This window comes from Bacillus cereus group sp. MG9 (genome assembly GCF_040459995.1).
Classification (GTDB): Bacteria; Bacillota; Bacilli; order Bacillales; family Bacillaceae_G; genus Bacillus_A; species Bacillus_A mycoides.
Window position 1 is genome coordinate 2,530,183 of sequence record NZ_JARVHC010000001.1, and the last position, 24,220, is coordinate 2,554,402.

Sequence of the window (24,220 nt, forward strand, 5' to 3'; positions counted from 1 at the left end):
ACTGGCCAGTATACGTACATAGTAATCCTTCTGATCTAGTGCTACAATGTGAATAAATACAAACTGTACCGGTACAAAAAAATAGGAGGTGTAATGATGTATAAATATTTACATGTTTTGAACGACTTAGAAAGTATGATTCAAAATGGTGAGATAAAAGAAGGAAAGAAATTACCGTCTATACGGTCGCTTGTTACACAATATGAATGTAATAAGGCGACTGTAATACGAGCGCTGCATGAATTGGAAAAGCGTCATATTATTTATTCTGTACCTCAAAGTGGATACTACGTTGTTAAGAAATCTGGAAGTTACGTAGAAAGTAACGAGATTATTGATTTCGCTTCTTCGGCCCCAGATCCAGATGTTTTTCCATACTTAGATTTTCAGCATTGCATTAATAAAGCGATTGATACCTATAAGAATGATTTGTTTATATACGGAACACCGAAAGGGTTACCATCTTTAATTTCGGTTGTGCAAAAACAGTTAGCAAACTATCAAGTTTTCACAAAGGAAGATAATATATTTATAACGTCAGGTGTGCAGCAAGCACTTGCAATACTAACTTCTATACCATTTCCGAATGAAAACGAAACGATATTAATTGAACAGCCAACATATCATTTATATATTGAATATCTAGAAATAAATAAAATTCCTGTAATCGGCATTAAACGTACGAATGAAGGCATCGACTTGAATGAATTAGAACGTATATTTCGAACAGGAAAAATAAAATTCTTTTATACGATACCGAGATATCATCATCCACTTGGAACGTCTTATTCTAAAGATGAGAAAGAAAAAATCGTGCTATTGGCCAAGAAGTATAATGTATTTATAGTGGAAGACGACTATTTAGCAGATTTAGAAACTGATTCAAAAGTAGATCCGTTATATAGCTTACATAATTGTAATCATGTCATATATCTGAAAAGTTACTCGAAGATTATTTTTCCAGGTTTACGAGTCGGTGTGGCGGTTATTCCACCAGCTATTGCAAATGATTTCCATAAATATAAAAAGATTTTAGACATCGATAGTCCAATGATATCTCAAGCTGCTTTAGAAATTTATATAAAGAGTGGCATGTTCGAACGCCATAAAAATAAAATTAAATCCTCCTATAATAATAGATCAAAAAAACTAGCAGAAACATTAGAAAAAGTGCATAATGAAAACCCACTTTTATTTAAATATAAGAAGTATAATACAATAGGAATCCATACTTGTTTAGAAATAGATAAAACCAGTATTTCGGAAATGTTTTTACAAAAATTGAGTGATATTCAAATAAATATTGATACTATTGATAAAAATTATGTAAGGGATTTTCCTAAAGAAAGACTGTTAAAGTTAAATGTATCGAATGTAAAAGAAAATCAGATAGAAGAAGGTATACGCAAAGTAATTGAGAAAATCAAACAATCAGAACGTCTAAATTTTCAATTTAAAAAAGAATAATATGAATAAGGAGGTTTATTGTGAGACACAAATTAATAACCTTGTTTATATGTATTACTATAGTAATTGGAGCGATGGTAGTTACTAAATATTATATAGAAGATGATCAATGCATAGCAGTTGGTATGTATTCAAGAGGTATAATCGTAGATCAAAATAACGAACCTATATCAAATGTGAAAATTTATGAGGATTCAATTGAAAGTAAGGACCGTAGTATTTCAAATGAACAAGGTGAATTTGAAATTGCAAATGGCGTTTGTGGTGACATTACGTTACAATTAGTTACTCCAAATAGCGAAATCTATATGAGGAAGTATGAAAGAAAGCATATACCCCAAGTTATAAAGTTGAATTATAAAAATGAAGGTGAATAAAATGAAACCATTACAAGGTAAAGTAGCAGTTGTGGCCGGAGCAACACGAGGCGCCGGAAGAGGTATTGCGATGATGCTTGGTGAAGCCGGTGCAACTGTATATGTAACAGGAAGAAGTACAAAAGGGAATTTATCCTGTATGGGAAGAACTGAAACGATTGAAGAAACGGCAGAGCTTGTTACAAAGCAAGGCGGAAAAGGAATCGCAGTTCGTGTTGATCATACGGTAGAAGAAGATATTAAAGCATTATTTACAAAGATTCAAGACGAACAAAATGGACAGCTTGATATTTTAGTAAACGATGTTTGGGGCGGCGATCCTTTAACGGAATGGGAGAAACCTTTCTGGGAACACAACCTACATAACGGACTACTTATGCAACAAAGAGCTGTTCATTCTCATATAATGACAAGCCATTACGGTGTACCATTAATGGTGAAAAATAAAATGGGACTTGTTATTGAAATTACAGATGGTGTCGATTATCAATATCGAGGTAATTTGTACTATAGTTTAGCAAAAGTCTCAACAATTCATTTAGCAGAAGCTATGTCGAAAGATTTAGAACAACACAATATTACAGCTGTCGCAGTTAGTCCAGGATTCCTTCGTTCAGAAGCGATGTTAGATATATTTGGTGTAACAGAGGAGAATTGGCGAGAAGGAGCTAAACAAGACCCTCATTTTATCGCATCAGAAACTCCTTTCTTCGTTGGAAGAGCAGTAGCAGCTTTAGCAAGTGATCCAAATGTTCATGAAAAAACGGGACGAGCGTTAAGTTCATGGGAATTAGGAAGAGAGTATGGATTTACAGATATGGATGGAAGACGCCCAGATTGGGGGAAATATTTTGAGGAGAATGTTTTGAATCAAAATTAATGTTTTTAGAGCACTCAATAGCTGAGTGCTCTTTTTCTTTAGACTGTACATAAATAATACAGTCCTCTTAAAAATAAAGTGAAACTTTAATCAGTGTGGAGGTGTCCATTCTCCACTGATTATTAGCCTTCACCAATTGGGCGTTTACTGCCCACAAATAGAGGGATAAAATAGTTATTTAAAAAGCATTGGTACAAATGAAATACAGTCAAAAATAAAGTGACAAATCCAACTTACCCAAATACTTTTTGAATTTTTCCATATATAATTTAGTGCTAATCTAATTGGGATTATAGTTATTAATAACTGCATTGGCACAAAACCATAAGCTGGAATATGCCACAAAGCGAACAACAAACTACATATTAATGATGCCGTGCCAAATTTTAATCCTAATTTTTGTAATGCGATAATTATATTAGTGCAAATCAACTCTTCACCCATTAACATAAAGGGTACACGGAATAAAATCATAGAAATACTTATTACTTCAGCAACGGAATTTTTAGTTGCAGGTTCAAAAATGTAACTGAATATTAAGTTGGAAGCCATACCTACGATAATTGTTAAAGGCAAACCCCAAAGTAATGTCTTAATATTAAAATGTTTAAATTGCTCTAATGATATTTTTCCTAAAAAATAGTATCCTATAATTCCACATAATATAAGATTCCATAAAGCTTCAAGAATCATTCCCAATACTTCAGGTATATTATCTCCTAACACTGCGAAAAGTTGATATACAATCCCGGAAATAATTAATAATCCCAAAGCCAAAAGGGATTTTGAATCAATTTTCTTCTCTGTTTCTATAATCTTTGTTTCCACAACAACCCCTTCTTTCTTATTATTTCATTGATTACGAATATATAATAGCACATTGTTCTCCAAAATAATGGTAATTGAGACGATCATAATAATTTTATTTTTCCAAATCAGTAAGTCCAAGATTAGGAGATTCCTTGCAAGAATCATTTAGACCAAAACCTATTATTAATGTCGTGATTGAAATAAAGCATATTGCAAATGGTGTGAAATAAAGCAATTATTAAACAAAAATAATAATCGCCCATCAAATTTATGAGTAGGCGATTAATGTATTTCTAAGAACAAAATTAAACAACTTTATTATCTTTACACATATATCGCATAAAACATTTTTTAACTTCATTAAATATATAGGGAATCATTACCAAAAAAATGATATCCTTAAAAGTATAGTCTATATTTTGCGTAGGAGGGTGATGGAGTCTATGGCGGTACGTATAGTCGATGATTTACAACAATTCTCTTTATTACTTATGTTTTTGAGTACATTAATATTTTACAGATACTTAAAGAAGATTAAACGAGAGAGAAAACTGACTTCTTTCGAATGGACAATGTATTTTGTCACTCAATTCGCGACTTCCATTTGGGCAATTACTTATTTTATTAAATTCTTGTCTGAATCGTAAGTTACATTAAACCATTTTAGTTTACTGGGTTATTGTTATCTATTAGGGATATAAATATAGTCCGTATCTAAGTCAATGAGGACATGGCTCTTAATGTCTTCTTGTAATGACTTTGGAATGTTTTCAAAATGATAACGTACACAAAATAAATTTATAAGCGCCTCATTAGATAACTCTTTATTTTTTACGTTAAAATACATTTTTTTTAACTTACTGATAGAACAGTTATGACCAATAACATACTCATTAATTCCATATCCATCAAATTCAATTATCATGTTATCACTATTGGTTGCTAGCCAACATTATAGCTTTAATTTTGGATGAATCTTTCATATTGATTATTATACATAGCTTATATATGTCTCGTCTCAATTATGATATTCAAAATAAGAAGAAACACATTTGGAAATTTTTGTAGCAGGTGCAACAGCACGTTCTTTAATACCAATGCTAATAAAAGAAGGTCATACTGTGTATGCAATGATTCGTAACGAATCACAAGTAGAAGCAATGAAGAAAGTTGATGCTTTACCAGTACTAGCTGGGAGAGAGGTGCTTCAAAGAATAAGGCACGTAAAGAGAATGGATACTTTAAAATATCATAAAAATCCTTTAATGGGAATACTAGTAAAATTCACTATTAAAGGATTGGGCTGTAATGAATATACTTTTTGAAAGCATTATTTTAATCCTCACTGGAATTATTGTTTTAAAATTGACAGGTAGTAAATCTGTTAGCCAAATGACGAGAGCTGAAATTATTATTGTGGTTTCTATAGGACGTATTATTGTAGAACCTATATTAAGTAGGAAAGTAGGCCCATCTATTTTTGCTGCGTTTATTTTTGCGGGTGTTTTACTTATTATTCATTTTTTTGAATTGAAATCACGAAAAGTAGAAAAGTTTCTAAATGGAAATAGCATTATTGTTATAGAAAACGGAGAAATCTTAAAAAAGAATTTATTACGCGCGAAAATGTCAGAACAACAATTATTTATGCATCTGAGAGAAAAAGGTATACATGAAATCAAGAATTTACAACAAGCAACTGTAGAAACGAATGGACGGATTGGGTATCAACTAACTACTAAGGCACAACCAGTTACTTTGGAAATGCTAGAAAAGCTTCTAGAGCAATGCAATCTGAAAAAATAGTTTTAGACTGAAAAGCGCTTCTTGTACATAAAGGCACTTTTCGCAAACGTGTAAAAGTCCCTTCAGTAATCCTGAAGGGACTTTCGTGTTATCTACTGTATCTATTAATTTAATTTGTGTCTATTAAGATTGGAAGGTATGATTTTTAACGGTCTCATCATATCATGGTCTTCATGCTCTAAACGATGACAGTGCCATACATAATCTCCAGAATAGGGCTCAAACTTCATTATGATTCGGACGGTCTGTTCACCTGCTACAAGCACGGTATCTTTTAAACCGAAATCAGCTGGGAGAGGATCTAATAAGTTTCCATTCAAATCATGACGATCAAGAACTTGAAAATTAACTAGATGTATATGAATAGGATGAATCCCAACGGTCAAATTTACTAACTCCCATATTTCAACAGAATTTAATAAAGGTGTTTCTGTCACTGGATCGTCCCATTCTTTATTATCTAATAAAAGCATAAGACGCCCAAATTCATCCTCTGAGTCATTTAATGTTAATCGTCTTACTTTCTTTACTTTTTCTACGGGAATAAAGTCAATGTTACTTAATTTGCATGGGATTTTACTTTTATCTGGGCAGGGTAATCTTTTCGTTACTTGGAACTCCATTATCTCACCAGTTGGATTATCTAAATCAATTCCATTTTGTAAAACTACTTTTTTCCCTTCAAACCTTGAAAAATCAATAATAATGTCAATACGCTCTGCTGGTGAAACATCTAAACTTTGTACTTTAATCGGCCGTTTAAGAAGGCCTCCATCAGTCCCTATTAAAAAGAATGAGCTAAGGTCACTTAATTGGAACTTGTATGTGCGAGTATTAGAAGCGTTTAATAAACGAAATCTATATTTGCGGGGCTCCACTTTTAAAAATGGCCATACTTTCCCGTTGACTGCAATTGTATTTCCTAAAAATAGAGGAACAATAGAAGGGTATGGTAAACCTGGTGATGGATCTTCAGGTTGAGCAGGATAAAATAGGGAACCGTCCGGATTAAAAGATTTATCTTGAACGATAAGTGGTATCTCGTATTTCCCTTTAGGTAGGGGTAGTGATTTTTCTTCTTTATCACGAATCAAGTAAAGTCCTGCGAGACCCGCATATACATTTAAACGAGTAATCCCAAGTGCATGATCATGATACCAAAGGGCAGTTGCTCGTTCTCGATTCGAATAATGATAAATCTCTTTTACGAAACTAGGTCCTGTTTGTTGAAAGTTTTTCGTAAACCATGCTTCAGGATGACCATCGCTATCTGGTTCACTTGGGCTTCCATGTAAATGTACAACAGTTCGTACTTCTGGGTTATCATGCGCCCCGTGAACAGTTGTATCAACAGGTAAGAAGTGTTTTTTAGGTAAATCGTTTGACCATCTCACATATACAGGATGATCTTTTTTTACCTCAAACGTTGGACCAGGTACCATTCCATTATAACCCCATACTTTCGTCTTTGGTAAATCACTATGAAACTTGTGTAGCGTTTCAATCATACGTACATCATAAAACGGCTTACCTTTATATATTCCTATAGGTTTTATTGCAGAGGGAATCGGAAGGGGATCAATAAATTTTTTTAATTCCAAATATCGCTATCTCCTTTCGTGTAATATAGTATATTCTATTACATGAATGTTATATTGTTTGTATACTTGACCAACAAAATCATTGATATATCCCTTATACATGTGAATCTAATATGACTTAAAATAATATACAGGAAAATTTAGTGGTCTAACTGCTTATTCAAGGGTTTTAGGCTGTGGACCATCCAAATTTTCTTGAAATTTACAGAGGAAGATATTTTACTGGGCAAAACAGAAAATCTATTTGATTTAGTATGTGCTTGTATTTTATCAAGGGTGATGACGATCAATATTACGATTAACAACATTAAAGTTCATAAAAATAAACAGAATGAATAATTGACAAAAAATGAGAATAGTAGTAATCTAACGTAAAACATACGCTACCGTATTTTATTGGAGAGATAATATGCAATTAACGAGGGAAGACTGGATAAAAGTAGGATTACAACAATTAGCTAATGAAGGTATACATAAAGTTCGCATTGAAGCACTTGCTCGATTGCTAAAAATAAGCAAAGGAAGCTTCTATCACTATTTTCGTGACCATCAAGAGCTTTTAGATTCTATGCTCGACTTTTGGGAAGTGCATGCAACAAAGCTGATTGTTCAAAGTATGGAGCAACAGGATGCCTCTTTAGAACAGCTATTACAGATTAGTTTTAATCGAGATAAAAAAATTGAGAATGGTATTTATGCTTGGGCTAAATACGATCCTGTTGTGGCAACACGTTTAGTAGATATAGAAGAACAAAGAATTTCTTGTGTTGCAAAATTGTATCAAAAAATGGGCGTAGACGAAACTGAATCAATTGATCGAGCGAGACTTGCCTATTTAACGTATGTAGGATGGATGACAAGGTTTGAAGCAAATCTTAATTTTGATATTGATAAAATGGTTGAGCTTTTAACTTCTTTCAGCGGGTGTCCAAACATCCACTGAAAGAAGTGGAAGCCTCCGGCGGATGTCACGGAATTATGCTGAGGCATAATTGATTATTCGATAATAAATGTCCCTAATATGGTTATAAAACCTGAAGGGACAATACTTTCACTATAACATACGGTAGTGTATGTTATCTTTGAAGTTACGAAATTGGGGGCGAATAAATGAAATTACTATTAATAGTAGTAGCTGTGGGGCTTCTGTGGTTTATCAGTTTTTTGCATATTTATTGGGCTTTTGGAGGTCGATGGGGTTCTGCTGCTGTTATCCCAGTAAAAGAGGGAGAATATAAGCCTGCTTTTACTCCGAGAATATGGGGAACATTATTCGTAGCCATTCTTATTCTATTAGCTAGTGTCATTATTGTTGTTCAAGTAGGTTATTTACAGGGGTTCGAAGCAAATAGTTTATCTAAAATCGGAAGTATTGTCTGTGCTTTAGTTTTCATTGTTAGGGCAATTAGTGATTTTAAGTTTGTTGGATTTTTCAAAAAAATTAAACATTCTCAGTTTGCTAGATATGACACTTGGTTCTATAGTCCATTATGTTTATTCTTTGGTTTTGTCTATATCATGTTGTTGTTTTAATAAGTATAATGAATCCCCTATAAAATAAATTTTATGCAGGAAGAAAACACCTCTTATTGAACAAGTAGTAATAAAAAGAAGTTTGAGCATAGCAATAGAGCAATACAGGTTCTGGTGACAGCGAAGTCCGCTATGATTAGTCATTTGTGTTTAAAAAGAGGATAGATAGGGCGAATTTATTCAAGCTCTTCTATCCTTTTAATTTTTATACATATAAAATGTATGACATTAGATAAGAATTCACTATTAATAATAGGTTCAGCTAATATCTTGACTTTTAATAAAATTTTAAAGTGTTGGTTTTTTATTGTGTGAATAAGAGGTTAGTTGTTGTTTTAGAGTTTAAATCATTGATTTAAACTTGGCAATTGTATCATGTAATCTTTCTAATCCAATCAACATATCTTTTTCATTTAACATTGAATAACTAATTCGCAAATGATTATATTGATTTTCATGGTTTATCAGACAAGCTGTGCCGGGTAAAAAAGAAACATCTACTTCATTCGCTTTTTGTAATAATGTAAAAGGATCGATTGACTGAGGGAGTGTAACCCATAAGTTAAATCCTCCATTAGGTATTTCAAATTCTAATTCTTTTAATGGAGATAATATATCAATTGTTAAATCGCGTCTAATTTGTAAAGCAGTCCGTAATTTTTCTAAATGATTTTTCATTCGTTCCGCGCGTAAAAAAGGAAGTAGTGCTTTTTGTGTCAATAAGGGACTACCAATATCCATCGAAGCCTTAACGGCGTATAACCATTCAAAGATAGGACCTTCAGCTGCAAGTGCCGCGATGCGAAGACCTGGTGCTAACGTTTTACTAAATCCTTTTAAATATATAACATGACCATTTGTATCAAAGCTTTTTATTGGAGGGGGAATTTTAAAATCCTCAAAATATATCTCTCCGAAAGAATCATCCTCTAAAATGAAAAATTGATAAAGCTCTGCTAGTTCTACAAGTTCCATTCTTCTTTCTTTACTCATTACTGTGCCCGTTGGATTCTGAAAAGTAGGATTCACATATAACAAAACAGGATTCTTTCTTTGACAAATATCATCGATTAAATCTGAGCGAATGCCGTTGTTATCAAGACTAACAGGGATAATTTGAACTCCTTTATTAACAAATACATCAAGCGCCGCTCCGTAACACGGACTTTCTACTAACACTATGTCTCCAGGTTTTAATAATGTTTGGGCGATTAAATCAATTCCTTGCTGGGCACCACTTGTAATTAATAATTGAGATGGATCTGTAACTACTTGTTGGTGTTCTTTTAAGTAGTTTGTTATTTCCACTCTAAGTTCTTTGTCACCTTGAACAGGTCCATATGTTGCCAGTATCATTTGATCCTTATTAAGTAATTTGTGCATTTCATCTGAAAGAAACGGATTTGGTAATAAACGTGGATAAAGGACAGCCTGTGAAAAATCAAAATATTTACGATGTTGGTTCATTACATATTGAGAACGCATAACATTAATGGATTTCGTTTGTTGCCATTGATATGGAATTGGTTTGAAATCTTTGTTCACACGTTTATGTATATAGGCACCTTTTCCTTGTTCAATTCGTATATAACCTTTCGTTTCTAACTGTTTATAAGCTTTACGAACAGTTAATAAACTAATTTGCAAATCATCGGCCATAGCACGTAAAGAAGGGAGGTAATCGCCATGCGAAAGCATCCCGCTTTGAATTCTCTCAACAATTTGCATATATATTTGTTGGTAATATGGTATGTTGGATTCTTTACGTAGTACTATCTTCATAGAATCACCTGTTTTTCTTTTTAATTTAATTAAAGCGAAAAATAGTCTGACAATCAACTATATTTTCATTCAACTGTTATATGCTCGGATACACTGTTATACACCATATCCTCTATACTCATTTCAAGAGTAAAAAGGAGGAAGGAAAATGGTCATTTTAAATTATATTTTAGTATGTATCATCTTTGGAACAACATTTTTAACGATAAAAATCGGAATTGAGGCAGGTGCACCGCCGTTATTTTCAGCTGGAATTCGCTTCTTTTTGGCCGGTCTTATTCTCATTACTATTTTTAAGTTAAAGAAAAAGCGTGTTATGCCTTATTTATTATCAAAGCGTATTATGGGCGCTGGCTTTTGTTTAACATTTATGACATTCGCAACGTTATATTGGGCAGAACAGCATATTTCTTCTGGATTAGCAGCAGTGCTTTCTGCAACAGCCCCAATGATGATTTTATTGCTACAATCAAAGAAAAATAAAACAAAATTACAACGAGAACAGTTTTTGGCTTTATTCATAGCACTTACAGGAGTTTTATTTATATCTTTACCTGGCATGCATCAAGAACTTACTTTCATATGGAGTATTGCATGCCTTGTCATAATAGTTGGGCAACTATTTTACGGAATAGGTTCTATTTATTCAAAAGAAATACTTTCAAATTCGCCTGACGTATCACCTTTTCTGATTAACGGTATTCAAATGTTTTATGGGGGAATCTTGTTATTAATTGTATCTATTATAATGGAACAGCCTAATCTAACAGTCTTAACATCTTGGAATGTACAATGGCCAATTTTATATCTCATATTTGTAGGATCAATCGGTGGGCACGGTTTATATTATTGGCTCTTATCAAAAACAAATCCAATATTTCCATCAACATGGTTGTATGTATCTCCATTAATCGCTGTTATTGTAGGTTATTTTGTATTAGGAGAACCATTAAATCCTGCAATGGGAATTGGAGCTTGTTTAATCTTGATTGGTGTATTTTTAGCGAATCGTACTACACTTGGAGTTTATTTTAAGCAAGGAAGGTTGTTAAAAAAAGAGATGTAGTTAAAGCTTAATGATGTGGAAAACAGCGGGAAACGTATTCAAAATTCAGAAGAAAAAATAGTTAATTTGAAGAAAATGATTAACACATTAGAATACAGATTAGAGATAGTAAAATCAAAAACACAGTTGGAGAAATAACCAACTGTGTTTTAATATAGGGTGTATTTAATTTTACACTTAACTAAATCGATCGCATAATGTTTGGTGGATAAGTGTTATTTTTTTATTACGGTATTGCCCATCGCGATAGAAATTCGATTCCAACTGTTTATTTGATTAATGATTAACACAAGGTCAACATATTGTTTTTCGTCAAAGTGCTCACGTACTCGGCTGTATAGATTTTCAGGAACTCTATTAGTAGGAATGAGAGTAATATGCTCCGATAGTTCCAAAGCAACTTTTTCTTCAGGAGTATAAAAATCACAATCATCCCAAGCATTTAAGCAATAAATTCTTTGCTCGGTTTCACCCAATTTTCGGGCGTCAGAAGTATGCATATCGATACAATAAGCACAGCCGTTAATTTGAGAGACTCTAATTTTTATAAGCTCTCTAACAGCTCGATTAATTGAAGATTTCTTCGTGTATTTCTCCATATCCATCATAATTTTCATACCATCAGGCGAAATATCATAATAAGACATTCTTTGACTCATAAGACAAAACCTCCGTTATTATAAGTTTTTATAATAAAAACACACTAGGTCGCTATTGTGACTTCTAGTGTGTTTTTGTAATTAATTCACTTTTTTTATAAAACCTTTATAATGACGCTTCACAAGTTGACTTTCTAACGTCTTCATCGTTTCTAATGCAACACCTACGATGATTAGTAAACTTGTACCACCGATTTGAGCAGATGGTGGTAATGTTGCGATTTTCGTGAATACGAGCGGTAATATTGAAATTGCTCCTAAGAAAATCGCACCGATAAATGTTAAACGGTATAAAATTTTTGTTACATACTGTTCTGTAGATTTACCTGGGCGAATACCCGGGACATATCCGTTTTGCTTTTTCAAATTCTCAGCCATTTGTTCAGGGTTTACTTGAATAAATGCATAGAAGTATGTGAAAGCAACGATAAGACCAACATAAAGCGCCATTCCAAATGGATGTGCAAAATCAAGATTCGCAATTAGCCATTTAGATACGCTCGAGTCAGGGAAGAGCTGCGCAATTGTACGCGGCGTCATTAAAAAGGCTGAAGCAAAGATAACAGGAATTACACCTGCACTATTTACTTTAAGAGGTAAATGAGTATTTTTTGCTCCTTGATATTGATTGTTTCCTGAAACAGCTTTTGCATATTGAATCGGTATTTTTCGAACAGCTTGTTGAATGTAAATAACACCAACAACTATCGCTAAAATTACGAGTCCAATTAAAACCATTTTTATTATGTGCATAAATAACTGATCGCCTGCGTTTTGGAATTGTTGCAAATAAATTTGATTAGCGACATTCGGAATCGCCGCAACAAGTCCTGCGAAGATAATCATTGAGATTCCATTACCAACGCCATTAGCGGTAATTTGTTCACCTAACCAAAGTAAAAATGCAGTACCAGCAGTTAAAACTGTCGCAATAAATAAGTATGTAGTCCAGCTTTGATCTGTAATTAATTGTCCACCTGCTATATTATTAAAACCATAAGACATCCCAATGGATTGTATGAATGCGAGAATGATTGTAAAGTAGCGAGTAAATTGAGCTGATTTCTTACGGCCCATTTCTCCTTGCTTTGCCCATTCTGTAAATTTAGGTACAACGTCCATTTGTAGTAATTGTACAATGATAGAAGCTGTAATATATGGTGTGATACCTACAGCAAAGATTGAGAAGTGTTGCAGTGCTCCTCCGCCAAATACGTTTAGCATACCTAAAACGTTGGCTTGATCTTGTACTTTTAATACCTCTGCGTTAGTATGAGGAACTGGAATAAACGTGCCAATTCGAAAAACAATTAGCATCGCTAGTGTAAAAAGAATTTTGTTTCTTATCTCAGCTACTCTCATGAAATTTGAAATCGTACGAAACATTATGTCGCCTCCTATATTTTTATCAGTTCAAAACTGATTATTATATCCCGATGAAGTAACCACAAACCTCCTTCCGCATTAAATTCATTTGACAAATGGAATTTTATACATTTTGTAGTTTTCACGGATATAAAAAAATATAAGGTGTTATACAAGCGATTTATTAACTTTTCGTAATCATTCAATACCCATAATATAACTAATAAATTAACAAATGTACATACATAAGCATTAAAAATGAATGAATAGAGTGATTTTTTACATATATTTAATGCTAGATTGATAATTAGGAACGTTTTATGTAGTTATATTGAAAGGATTCCGTGGAAAGTATTATGATGTAGCTGTAGCACATAATAACCTCAAGGAAATCTTCAAGGATGTTGAGAGAACTCATACATTTCAGCATGAATTAGAGAACCTACTAAAGAAAGAAAAGATTGGATTGGAATAATAGTGAAGGAAAATCTTTTTTCCATAGAGAATATTTCTAGCGTAGGAATTTAAGTCTGTAGGTTCTAGCGAAAGGAGAATTCACATGAATACATTTGTAAATGACAAGTTTTATGAAACTAGAAATCAATTATTTGAGGAAATTACTTTGTTAAGTGATGCTCAATTTAATAGGAAACCAGATAAGGATAAATGGAGTATAGCACAAGTTTGTCATCACTTAGTTTTATTAGATGAGAGAGTTATAACAGTTATTTCATCGGGATTAAAAAAGGTGGATAGTATCTTAAATGAGCGTAAAGAAATTCACACTATTTTATTAGATAGATCGATAAAATTTATAGCCCCAGAAATGATTGAACCAAGTATAGAACCATTTGAAGTACAGCAAATGGTTGATTTGTTAAACGACTCTAGAAAAGAATTGATGCGTTTCCTGAGTACAATAGAAGATGAATCTATATTAGCGAAAAAATCAGTGACGCATCCAGCTCTTGGAGAATTACTTCTTGATCAGTGGATAGAACTGATCTATTTGCATGAACAGCGTCATATAGAACAAATTAAAGAGATAAAATTGCTTTGTGGAGTTGAAAAGTAAAATCATTGTCTATTTATTGAGCGATTTGGGATAGCATCAAGGATTCGAGTGATAAAATACAAGTCCTGATTAAAATTATGATGAATTTAGTTGAAAGCAACCAATAAGCAGAAAAAAATACGAAACTAGCAGATTTTACTCCTGAAGAGGAAACGAACATTTGAAAAAAATCTGAATCCGATTTGCTGTATAAGTGTAACCCCGTCTTAAATGAAGAGCGGGGTTATTATTTTTGGAAGTGATCTCAGCATTTTCATATAGAAGGAAAAAATTAGAAATAAAATCCGAAAATGAGTTATATGTCCAAAATTTTGAAAGTACATATACATCTACCGTTGGTTTAGCGCTCTTCACACGTTGGAGGAAGAAGTATTTTATTAGAAAACGATAAAATACTATTCTGTTAGGGGATATATGCATTTTATTCTCTATATTTTCACAGCAAAACCACCTCCAAAATTATCTTTTGCAGTTGAAGTTTTCTGAATAACAAGTTATATTTTTAAAGTTCAAGCAACTTTATGACAGTACAAAAAGGGGAGAAATATTGTTATTATGCAAAAAATGAAATGGAAGAACTATGTATGCAATTTTATTATTCTTATGCTTCTTGTAACAGCAGTAACAGTCAAACCAGCTATTTCTAAGGCTGAGGAATCTAATGTTAATATTACATTGTTAGGTACTGCAGATATTCATGGTAGATTTATGCCTTGGGATTATGCGCTTGATGGAGCAAATATGAGTGGAAGTTTGACGCAGCTTTATACGGTTATAAAGAAGGTACGTCAAGAAAATCCAAATACCATATTAGTAGATGCCGGGGATACAATTCAAGGAAACTCAGTAGAATTATTCAACGATAAGCCACAATCGCCAATGATGGTAGCAATGAATACAATGGGATATGACGCCTGGGCATTTGGAAATCATGAATTCAACTTTGGATTAGATACATTGAAAAAAGTTAGTGAGCAATACAAGGGAAAGACGTTAGCAGGAAATATTTATAAGGAAAATGGAGAGCGTTTTCTTCCTGCATATACGATTGTTGAAAAAGGTGGAATTAAAGTCGGGATTATTGGTATGAATACACCAATGATTAGTGATTTTGAAAAAGGGACAGATCATTTGGATGGTTTAGTAGTGAAAAATCCAGTAGAAGAGACAAAAAAGGCTATTAAAGAATTAGAAGATAAAGTAGATGTAATGGTAGGGGTTATGCATATGGGACTAGAAAATGAGAATGGAATCCCAGGTACTGGTGTTCAAGATATTGCGAATGCTTGTCCGGAACTAAGCGCTATTTTTGCGGCTCATATGCATAAACTTGTAAAAAAAGAAGTTGTAAATGGCGTAATTATTACAGAACCAGATAAATACGGAACGCATATTTCACGTATTGACCTTACTTTTACAAAGCAAGATGGGAAGCTTGTTTTAAAAGATAAAACAGCTACCGCTATACCTGTAAAAAATGCTGATGGAACTACAGTATTATCTGATTCTACACTTGAAGAAACACTAACACCTTTTCATGAGTATGCGAGAGGAGATGCAAATGTTGTAGTCGCCCGATTAAAGGGTAGAAACCTTGTTCCTCAAAATGAAATAAAGGGTATTCCAAGTGTGCAGATTCAAGAGACACCTTTATCAGATTTCTTTCATGAAGTCATGCTCCATTACAGTAAGGCGGATGTAGTAGCCCATCAAATTGATAATGATTATGCCCGTTTGGATATAGGTCCTATAAAGAAGAAAGATATTGCTTATAATTATCAATATGCTTTGGGAGAAATTACAGTATATAAGATAACTGGAAAAGATTTAAAAGACTATATGGAATGGGCAGCAGGATATTTTAACTCATCTCGTGCCGGAGATGTAACAGTTAGCTTTGATAAAAACCGTCGTGCGTCTAAATACAGTACGAACGATTTCTTTGGAGGCGTAAAATACGAAATTGACTTAACAAAACCATATGGTAGTAGAATTACAAATTTACGCTCTATTCGTACAAATAAACCAATCAAAATGAGCGATGTTATGACGCTAGGAATGAATGCGTATAGAATGGAGGCTCTTCAGGCAAAAGGGGGAGCTTTAGAGGGACGTAAATTTGAACAAACTTGGTCATCTAAACAAGAGAATGCATTCGGAGAAACAGGTGGAACCATTCGTAACCTTGCTATTACATATTTAAAAGAGGTAAAGAACGGTGTATACACGCCAAAAGTTATGCATAATTGGAAAATTACTGGTGTAGATACACATTCTTCAGAGCATAAGGCTGTAGTTGATCTTGTAAATAAAGGGATTTTAGAAATCCCAAAAACAGAAGATGGAAAATATACAAATATAGCATCTATAAATACTAAAGATTCAATTACAAAAGAAGAGATTGTAGCACTCTCACAAAAAGCTAATATTAATCCAAATCAGTTTAATCATGTAAAAAGAAAAGGTGAATTTTACAAAAAACTTAGTAGGATAATTAAATAAATATAAAAAAGATGGCTCTCGTGCAAAAAACTATTAAACTTGGACATACCATTATCCTAAAAAAGTTTGTGATTGGTATGGAAATATAGAGAATCATCGGTGAAAAACCCCCTGGATTGCTTTAAAAATTCAGGGGGTTTTTCATTTGAATAATTATTGTTTCATTTCTCACTATGTATATTTATAATATGCTTTAAAAGAACATACCTTAAGTTAATAACATGCAATAGATATGTCCTTTTCTATATTTAAATGGGGAGACAAATTTATCTTTGAAAGATATTTTTGACAAGATGAAACTCATATAAGACTTCAGCAGTCTCAAAACGTTACAATCCATGCAGCTATAGACATAAATAACAAAATTATATTGAAAAATCTAACTTGTATATGCGTTGCCTCACCTCACTAAAGTATTTGACTACAATTCTTAAAATAGTAAAGAGTGGTTTTTTATGTTGTTAATAAGATATAAGTGTACTTTGATTAGAATGAATATAGATAATTAACGACTAACCAATTGGATGAGCACCTAAAAGGGCTCATTTTTTATTTTATCGACCACATATATGTAATTTTGCATAATATTACATAAATTTTGTATTTTCTCTTTTTTTCGACATAAATAGACAGTATACTTTGTACAAGCTTTCTATTTCAAAAATTATACGAGGTGAAAAAATGAAAAACACAAAGACATTAACTAAGGTAGCATTAACAACAGGATTAGCTTTAACAGCTGTGGCACCATACGGAATAGGTCATGCAGAGGAAACAGATCAACTTCAAGTTCAAATTCAGGAGGACTCATTCCGTTCAGGTGAACTTACACAACCGTCAAAAAAAACACCAGAGAATGTAGTAAAAGATGCTCTTAAGGAGAAAGCTGAACAAGCTCTTTCTCCAAATCAAGTCAATGGAGAAACAGGAGTAGATTATAAAGTTCTTCAAAAACGTGGTTCGTATGATGGAACAACACTTGTGCGTATGCAGCAAACATACGAAGGAAAAGAAGTATATGGCCATCAATTAACTGCACACGTAGATAATAAGGGTGTTATTAAAAGTGTTTCAGGCGATAGCGCGCAAAATTTAAAACAAGAAGAATTGAAAAAGCCTATTAATCTATCAAAAGATGGAGCGAAACAATATATTTATACGAAGTACGGGAATGATATCAAGTTTATTTCTGAGCCAGAAGTTAAGGAAGTTATTTTTGTTGATGAAAATAATGGACAAGCTAGCAATGCATACCAAGTTACCTTTGAAGCGGCAACACCAAACTATGTTTCCGGAACTTATTTAGTAAATGCACAAAATGGTGATATGTTAAAAAATATGGTACAAGAATCTAACTTAAAAGCAAGTGAAAAACTAGTTGGAGCTTTAAAGGAAAGTAAAAAAAGTAGTCTTACATCATTAACTGGAACAGGAAAAGATGATTTAGGTATATCTCGTTCATTTGGTATTTCTAAACAAAGTAATGGAAAATATGCACTTGCTGATTATACAAGAGGGCAAGGAATTGAAACATATGATGTGAATTACAGAGATATTACTAAAGAAGAAAGCTATTATCCTGGTACACTAGCAACCAGCACTTCAACAACATTTAACGATCCAAAAGCAGTAAGTGCTCATTACTTAGCAACAAAGGTATTTGATTTTTATAAAGATAAATATAAGCGTAATAGTTTTGATAATAAGGGACAAAAGGTAGTTTCAGTTGTACATGCTTGGGATTCTGAAGATACGAACAATCCGAAAAATTGGCAAAATGCATTAAGTGCTAATAATGGAAGTATGCTTGTATATGGCGATCCTATTGTCAAGGCATATGACGTAGCTGGACATGAATTTACACATGCTGTTACTTCTAGCGAATCTAATCTTGAATATTACGGTGAATCTGGTGCGATTAATGAGGCGCTATCTGATATTATGGGAACATCTATTGAGAAATACGTAAATAATGGAAGCTTTAACTGGACAATGGGCGAACAAACTGGATCTGTTTTCCGTGATATGGAAAACCCAGCTTCTGTTCCATCTTCACTTGGAGTACCGTATCCAGATGATTACAGTGAATTTAACGATTTTAATGGATGGGATCAAGGCGGCGTTCATTTTAATTCAAGTATTATTAATAAAGTTGCGTATCTCATTGCAAAAGGCGGAACTCATAACGGAGTAACTGTTAAAGGAATTGGTGAAGATAAAATGTTTGATATTTTCTATTATGCAAATACAGATGAGTTAAACATGACATCTAATTTCAAAGAATTGAAATCAGCATGTATTCGAGTGGCAACTAATAAATATGGTGCGAATACAGCTGAAGTTCAAGCAGTGCAAAAAGCATTTGATGCAGCAAAAATTAAGTAAGTTAGAAATATAGTTTTCATTCATATATTAATACATTATGAAAATCAGCTAATGTCATTTTAAGGATATTAGCTGATTTTTTACGTAGCAATGTATTAGTGAAAATAAAATTACTAAGCAATAATCAGGCATCTATCTTCAATAAGTTACGACAAATATATAAGATTTCAAGGATATAAAAACAGAAAATTAATAATATATTGACCTCTTAATAGTAAGTGCTATAAAATGAAAGCGATAACAAACGATTGCTTTAAAATGATTTCCCTGATCTTTTAGTATTTACAACTATATGAAGGCAAAAAAAATCTATTTTTTTAAGCACTAATGCAAACGTTTTCGTATTAAAAGATCATTGAAATACATACGTGAAAGTAGTCAATATGGGGGTGAAGTACAAGAAATTTCTACATTAATTTAAGCAGTGTAATTTAGTATGAGCATAATAAATAGCTCGTACTATTTAAAGAAAGGGTGTATGTGGTGCAAATGACAAAAAAATTAATTAACAAATCGTTTTTATTACTTACCATAATCGTTATGTTATCATCTGTTTTCTCTTTTCAGAGTGTGAAGGCAGTTTCAAATTCGAAAACAACTGAAGTTATCATTCATTACAAAGAGAAATCTGGAAATACAAAAGACTGGAATCTTTGGGTATGGGGAGAAAATGCAAACGGTAAATCTTATGAATTTACTGGTGAAGATGAATTTGGAAAATACGCTAAGATAAAAATAAATGGTGACTATAATCGTGTAGGATTTATAGTTCGTACCAATGAATGGGAAAAAGATGGAGGTGATCACTGGGTTGAAAATATAAGGGATGGTCGTGCTGAAGTATGGATCCTTTCGGGTGATGAAAAAGTATATGATTCTAAGCCTTCTTCTGATCTCTCTATTCAAAAAGCTACTATTGATAGTTTTAATGAAATCACTATAAATACTAATATTCCGTTTAATATTAAGGAACAGAAAATTGAAATTGAAGGCGTTAAAATTAAGGGAATTAGTCCTTATGATAAAAATAGTGGAGATATTACTAATAGGGTTAAAATAATTACGGAACAGAAAATTGATTTAAAACAAACATACAAAGTTAAAATAGCAAACTTAGCTGATGCGAATACTGAAATCGGTAAAGTCATTCGTAGCGAGGAATTTGATAATTTATTTTATTATGGTGGTAATGATTTAGGTAATATGTATACACCGCAAGAAACAAAGTTCCGTTTATGGGCTCCAACTGCGAGTGAGGCAAAGCTAGTTACATACAAAAAATGGAGCGATAAAATAGGTACTGAAATAAACATGCAACAAGGTGAAAAGGGAACTTGGAAAGCAGAACTTAAAGGGAACCAAAAAGGTCTCTTTTATACGTATAAGGTGAAAATTGGGGATAAGTGGACTGAAGCGGTTGATCCGTATGTGCGTGCTGCTTCTGTAAATGGAGATAAAGGTGCAGTTGTTGATTTAGAAGAAACAAATCCGAAAAAATGGAAAGCAAACAAAAAGCCAAAATTTAAAAATCCGGAAGATGCTATTATTTATGAATTACATGTACGCGATCTTTCCATTCAACCTGAAAGTGGTATTAAGCAAAAAGGAAAATATTTAGGTGTAACAGAAAAAGGAACAAAAGGGCCTGAAGGTGTAAAAACAGGACTTGATCATATGAAAGATCTTGGTGTTACTCACGTTCAGTTTTTACCGATATTTGATTATGCTTCAGTAAATGAAGAGAATTTAAATGAACCACAATATAACTGGGGATATGACCCGAAAAATTTCAACGTCCCAGAGGGCTCCTATTCTACAAATCCTTTTGAGCCAACTGTTCGAATAACTGAATTAAAGCAAATGATTCAAACATTGCATGATAATAATCTTCGTGTTGTGATGGACGTAGTATATAACCATATGTATAATGCCGCTGAATCAAATTTTCATAAGTTAGTTCCAGGTTACTATTATCGTTACAATGAAGACGGAACATTAGCAAATGGAACTGGAGTAGGGAATGATACCGCTTCAGAACGAAAGATGATGAGAAAATTTATGGTAGATTCCGTCACATACTGGGCAAAAGAATACAATTTAGATGGGTTCCGTTTTGATTTAATGGGTATTCATGATTATGAAACGATGAATGAGATACGTAAAGCTGTTAATCAAATTGATCCTTCTATTATTCTGCATGGAGAAGGCTGGGATTTAAATACACCTCTTGCAGCTGAATTGAAAGCAAATCAAAAAAATGCGGAGAAAATGAAAGGGATTGCTCATTTTAACGATAATATTCGTGATGGATTGAAAGGTAGTGTATTTGAGGAGAAAGAAAATGGTTTTGTAAATGGAAAGCAAAACATGGAAGACCGTATTAAAAAAGGCATTACAGCCGGTATTGACTATGATACAAATGCGTCTACTTATCAAGATCCGGAGCAGGTGCTAACTTATGTGGAAGCACATGACAATCATACTTTATGGGATAAACTTGAGTTGACTAATTCAGGTGACAGTGAAGAAATGCGAAAACAAATGCATAAATTATCTTCTTCTATTTTATTAACATCACAAGGTATTCCATTCTTACATGCAGGACAAGAGTTTATGCGCACAAAATATGGTGATCATAATAGTTACAAATCTCCTGATTCTATTAACCAGATGGATTGGTTACGCCGTGCAGCATTTAATAATGAAGTAGAGTATATGAAGGGCTTAATAGATTTACGCAAAAAATACCCAGCTTTTCGTATGACTTCTGCAGAGCAAATTAAAAAGTATGTAGCTTTTATCGATGTTCCCAAAAATGTTGTAGCTTATACAATAGATGGAAAGGGAAGTGGGAATAAAAGCGAATACTTTATGGTGGCTCACAATGCAAATAGGGAAGCCGTTGACATAACACTTCCATCGAAAGGTCCATGGAAAGTGCTAGTAAACGAGAATCAGGCGGGAAGTAAAACACTTTACGTTGTCCATGACAATAAAATTAAAGTTCCTGCATTAAGTTCACTAGTTTTAAAAACAGAGAAACCGATTAAATAAAAGCAAATAATGTGAAAGTATATACTGAATTGAGCAAATTGAATAGGGATTGCAAATGAAAAAAGCGAAGTGAAGGTTGTTTTCACTTCGCTTTTAAAGTTAAAGTAATATAATTTCACATACTGTAATTATATTACAATTTAATAACGAAAATAGACAAGAGATTATTGCTATTGTAACAGTAGGAGGAGAAGATATCTTTGTATTTATTTATAAAATTATCTGAAGCACATTCTTAATTTATATAATTTTTATTATATATTCGAACATATAACGGGCTAGATGTTCGAGTTGTATTAATTCCTACAAATCGTTTAAAAAATAGCAAAGATGCAAAAGTATATGGAATTAAAATAGAGAAAAGACACCTTAAATGGTGTCTTTTCTCTATTTTAAATACGATATGTTAGTAATTCACTTGTATGTAATAGTATGTGCATTTTTACACTAACTTCTAAAGAAAAATTTCAAATTCTTTTCTTAATCTATTTGTAATAAATCTCATTAGAAAATTTTATCGCTATAACAAATAAAACTTTCTCAATATTATTTTGTTTAATAACTATTTCCATCTGCTTTCCAATCCATTACAATAATTTCACATTGGAAATACATGAAAATTCTCAATGTTCTAAATGGTTTATACCTTATAGGATTACTATGGGAAAGGAAGTGAAATGTCTAATAAAAAATCATTTTTTATGATGAAATAAAAAAATTTAATGAAGAAAAAGTTATTTTATTATTCTCAAGCTTCGTTGAAGTACATGTATTTATAATCACTATGAGACAAGGGGCAGAATCTAAAGATTATTTTTGTAGATTAGAAAATTGTATTTTGAAAATAAGTAAAACATTTATGGAGGGTTATATGAGCGAGAAAATTTATTACTGGTCTCCTATTAAGCATTGGGAGAAGTTGCATAATGAAATTTTGATAGGGGAAACAAGATTTGCAGGCGTTCTGTCTGAATGGTTTCCTGAGTTTTATTTTTTGACTCAAAAAGGTGTGAAAATTAGTGAACTAGTAGAGCACTTTTCGTTAGGAAATGTAGAAGAGACACAAAAAACAATAGAGCTTATGATAAAAAATCGTGTGTTAGTAAGTAACATATTACCCCCAAGAGAAGTATTTTCCACACAAGAAAAGATTTTTCCGAATCCATATAGCAACCAGATTCGCTTTTCTAAAGAAGATTTAGATAAGTATATGAGTGAACAATTGAATCGAACACACCATGCTGTGCGGTCAACCGAAATTCAACTTGAAACAACAAATGAGTTACCCACTATAATCAAGGAACGTAGGTCTTGTCGCCAATTTGATATGAAAAAACATATTAGTTTTTTAGAATTTTCCCAATTCATATCAACTCTAAAACAGGTTAGGAAAGAAAATATATACTATCATTACGCAAGTGCAGGCGGACTCTACCCTATTGATATCTTTATTTATATAAAACCAAAACGTATAGAAGGTATGAAAGCTGGGTTTTATTATTATAACCCATCAAAAAACTGTCTTGTTATTGTAAATAATATTGATCAAGTAATCAAAAGTGATCATGAGTCAATTAACCAAGATTTATTTACTCAGTCTGCCTTTTCAGTTTATTTGGTTTATAATGCGAACGCTTCCATCCCGAAATACGGTTCAGATGGATATTTATTTGCTTGTATTGAGTCTGGTATTATCACTGCTACCTTAAATATGGTGGCTGAGACATTGAATTTAGGCGTTTGTTCAGTTGGTCATATGAAATTTGAAGAGATTCAGCAATTTTTATTTTTGGATAACCATCAAGTATTTCTCCATGGGCTTGAAGTTGGCTTGAAAATTAACGAATAGATGAAATGA

At 32.7% G+C, this 24,220-nt stretch carries 21 protein-coding genes; 15 read left to right on the forward strand and 6 right to left on the reverse strand.

The genetic code is table 11. The features are described from left to right. The first annotated feature begins 96 nt into the window (after positions 1-96). Genes QCI77_RS12890 through QCI77_RS12900 form a run of 3 tightly spaced genes read left to right on the forward strand, consistent with a single transcriptional unit; the run spans position 97 to position 2,724 of the window. Positions 97-1,467 (forward strand): aminotransferase-like domain-containing protein, encoded by a 1,371-nt coding sequence (locus QCI77_RS12890; RefSeq protein ID WP_353825000.1) that lies wholly within the window; start codon positions 97-99, stop codon positions 1,465-1,467. A gap of 20 nt (positions 1,468-1,487) precedes the next feature. Further along, positions 1,488-1,844, forward strand: coding sequence for a carboxypeptidase regulatory-like domain-containing protein (locus QCI77_RS12895; RefSeq protein WP_002161682.1), 357 nt, complete (start codon positions 1,488-1,490; stop codon positions 1,842-1,844). A 1-nt stretch (position 1,845) separates the two neighbouring features. Then, the gene (locus tag QCI77_RS12900; protein WP_353825001.1) at positions 1,846-2,724 is read left to right on the forward strand and encodes an SDR family oxidoreductase; all 879 of its coding nucleotides are present in this window, start codon (positions 1,846-1,848) and stop codon (positions 2,722-2,724) included. Between the two features lie 174 nt (positions 2,725-2,898). Here the strand turns inward: QCI77_RS12900 and QCI77_RS12905 are convergent, their stop codons facing one another. After that, a complete protein-coding gene (locus QCI77_RS12905) occupies positions 2,899-3,552 on the reverse strand; it encodes a CPBP family intramembrane glutamic endopeptidase (RefSeq protein WP_353825002.1) in 654 nt (217 codons plus the stop codon). Positions 3,553-3,977: 425 nt separating this feature from the next. Between QCI77_RS12905 and QCI77_RS12910 the strand changes: the two genes are divergently transcribed. Continuing rightward, positions 3,978-4,181, forward strand: a complete 204-nt coding sequence (locus QCI77_RS12910; protein WP_000290880.1) for a hypothetical protein — start codon at positions 3,978-3,980, stop codon at positions 4,179-4,181. A gap of 35 nt (positions 4,182-4,216) precedes the next feature. Here the strand turns inward: QCI77_RS12910 and QCI77_RS12915 are convergent, their stop codons facing one another. Beyond that, positions 4,217-4,459, reverse strand: a complete 243-nt coding sequence (locus QCI77_RS12915; protein WP_353825003.1) for a hypothetical protein — start codon at positions 4,457-4,459, stop codon at positions 4,217-4,219. Between the two features lie 127 nt (positions 4,460-4,586). Here QCI77_RS12915 and QCI77_RS12920 point away from each other — a divergent pair, with 127 nt between their 5' ends. Both QCI77_RS12920 and QCI77_RS12925 read left to right on the forward strand, forming a co-directional pair. Beyond that, complete coding sequence (locus tag QCI77_RS12920) at positions 4,587-4,859, forward strand: Rossmann-fold NAD(P)-binding domain-containing protein (RefSeq protein WP_353825004.1); 273 nt, start codon at positions 4,587-4,589, stop codon at positions 4,857-4,859. Next, positions 4,843-5,340 carry a DUF421 domain-containing protein gene (locus tag QCI77_RS12925; RefSeq protein ID WP_002085380.1) on the forward strand — a complete coding sequence of 166 codons (498 nt, stop codon included), beginning with the start codon at positions 4,843-4,845 and terminating at the stop codon, positions 5,338-5,340. Before QCI77_RS12920 ends, QCI77_RS12925 begins: the two co-directional genes overlap by 17 nt. Positions 5,341-5,444: 104 nt before the next feature. On the opposite strand, the gene QCI77_RS12930 is transcribed toward QCI77_RS12925, so the two are convergent. Further along, positions 5,445-6,941 (reverse strand): multicopper oxidase family protein, encoded by a 1,497-nt coding sequence (locus QCI77_RS12930; protein WP_353825005.1) that lies wholly within the window; start codon positions 6,939-6,941, stop codon positions 5,445-5,447. Positions 6,942-7,350: 409 nt separating this feature from the next. Between QCI77_RS12930 and QCI77_RS12935 the strand changes: the two genes are divergently transcribed. Together QCI77_RS12935 and QCI77_RS12940 are read left to right on the forward strand one after the other, a co-directional pair. Beyond that, entirely contained in the window at positions 7,351-7,884 is a 534-nt protein-coding gene (locus QCI77_RS12935; protein WP_002013313.1) for a TetR/AcrR family transcriptional regulator, read from the forward strand. Positions 7,885-8,051: 167 nt separating this feature from the next. After that, a complete protein-coding gene (locus QCI77_RS12940) occupies positions 8,052-8,474 on the forward strand; it encodes a DUF3995 domain-containing protein (RefSeq protein WP_353825006.1) in 423 nt (140 codons plus the stop codon). Between the two features lie 342 nt (positions 8,475-8,816). On the opposite strand, the gene pdxR is transcribed toward QCI77_RS12940, so the two are convergent. Beyond that, positions 8,817-10,256 carry a MocR-like pyridoxine biosynthesis transcription factor PdxR gene (gene pdxR / locus QCI77_RS12945; RefSeq protein WP_002141887.1) on the reverse strand — a complete coding sequence of 480 codons (1,440 nt, stop codon included), beginning with the start codon at positions 10,254-10,256 and terminating at the stop codon, positions 8,817-8,819. Positions 10,257-10,404: 148 nt separating this feature from the next. On the opposite strand from pdxR, the gene QCI77_RS12950 reads away from it, so the two are divergent. After that, the gene (locus QCI77_RS12950; RefSeq protein ID WP_002141888.1) at positions 10,405-11,322 is read left to right on the forward strand and encodes a DMT family transporter; all 918 of its coding nucleotides are present in this window, start codon (positions 10,405-10,407) and stop codon (positions 11,320-11,322) included. A 15-nt stretch (positions 11,323-11,337) separates the two neighbouring features. After that, positions 11,338-11,460: a hypothetical protein gene (locus tag QCI77_RS12955; protein ID WP_002032302.1), complete on the forward strand. Its 123-nt coding sequence runs from the start codon at positions 11,338-11,340 to the stop codon at positions 11,458-11,460. Positions 11,461-11,537: 77 nt separating this feature from the next. Here the strand turns inward: QCI77_RS12955 and QCI77_RS12960 are convergent, their stop codons facing one another. Both QCI77_RS12960 and secY read right to left on the reverse strand, forming a co-directional pair. After that, the gene (locus QCI77_RS12960; RefSeq protein WP_353825007.1) at positions 11,538-11,981 is read right to left on the reverse strand and encodes a carboxymuconolactone decarboxylase family protein; all 444 of its coding nucleotides are present in this window, start codon (positions 11,979-11,981) and stop codon (positions 11,538-11,540) included. Between the two features lie 81 nt (positions 11,982-12,062). Continuing rightward, on the reverse strand, positions 12,063-13,367 hold the full coding sequence (gene secY / locus QCI77_RS12965) for a preprotein translocase subunit SecY (RefSeq protein WP_002141891.1): 1,305 nt from the start codon (positions 13,365-13,367) through the stop codon (positions 12,063-12,065). A gap of 538 nt (positions 13,368-13,905) precedes the next feature. Between secY and QCI77_RS12970 the strand changes: the two genes are divergently transcribed. From QCI77_RS12970 to QCI77_RS12990, 5 genes are all read left to right on the forward strand, one after another. After that, complete coding sequence (locus tag QCI77_RS12970) at positions 13,906-14,421, forward strand: DinB family protein (protein WP_113936424.1); 516 nt, start codon at positions 13,906-13,908, stop codon at positions 14,419-14,421. Positions 14,422-14,976: 555 nt separating this feature from the next. Beyond that, positions 14,977-16,923, forward strand: coding sequence for a bifunctional metallophosphatase/5'-nucleotidase (locus QCI77_RS12975; protein ID WP_341024603.1), 1,947 nt, complete (start codon positions 14,977-14,979; stop codon positions 16,921-16,923). A 681-nt stretch (positions 16,924-17,604) separates the two neighbouring features. Further along, the gene (locus QCI77_RS12980) at positions 17,605-19,308 is read left to right on the forward strand and encodes a M4 family metallopeptidase (RefSeq protein ID WP_353825008.1); all 1,704 of its coding nucleotides are present in this window, start codon (positions 17,605-17,607) and stop codon (positions 19,306-19,308) included. A gap of 483 nt (positions 19,309-19,791) precedes the next feature. After that, the gene (gene pulA, locus QCI77_RS12985; RefSeq protein WP_353825009.1) at positions 19,792-22,362 is read left to right on the forward strand and encodes a type I pullulanase; all 2,571 of its coding nucleotides are present in this window, start codon (positions 19,792-19,794) and stop codon (positions 22,360-22,362) included. 871 nt (positions 22,363-23,233) lie between these two features. Beyond that, complete coding sequence (locus tag QCI77_RS12990) at positions 23,234-24,211, forward strand: SagB/ThcOx family dehydrogenase (protein ID WP_113769483.1); 978 nt, start codon at positions 23,234-23,236, stop codon at positions 24,209-24,211. The last annotated feature ends 9 nt before the right edge of the window (positions 24,212-24,220 follow it).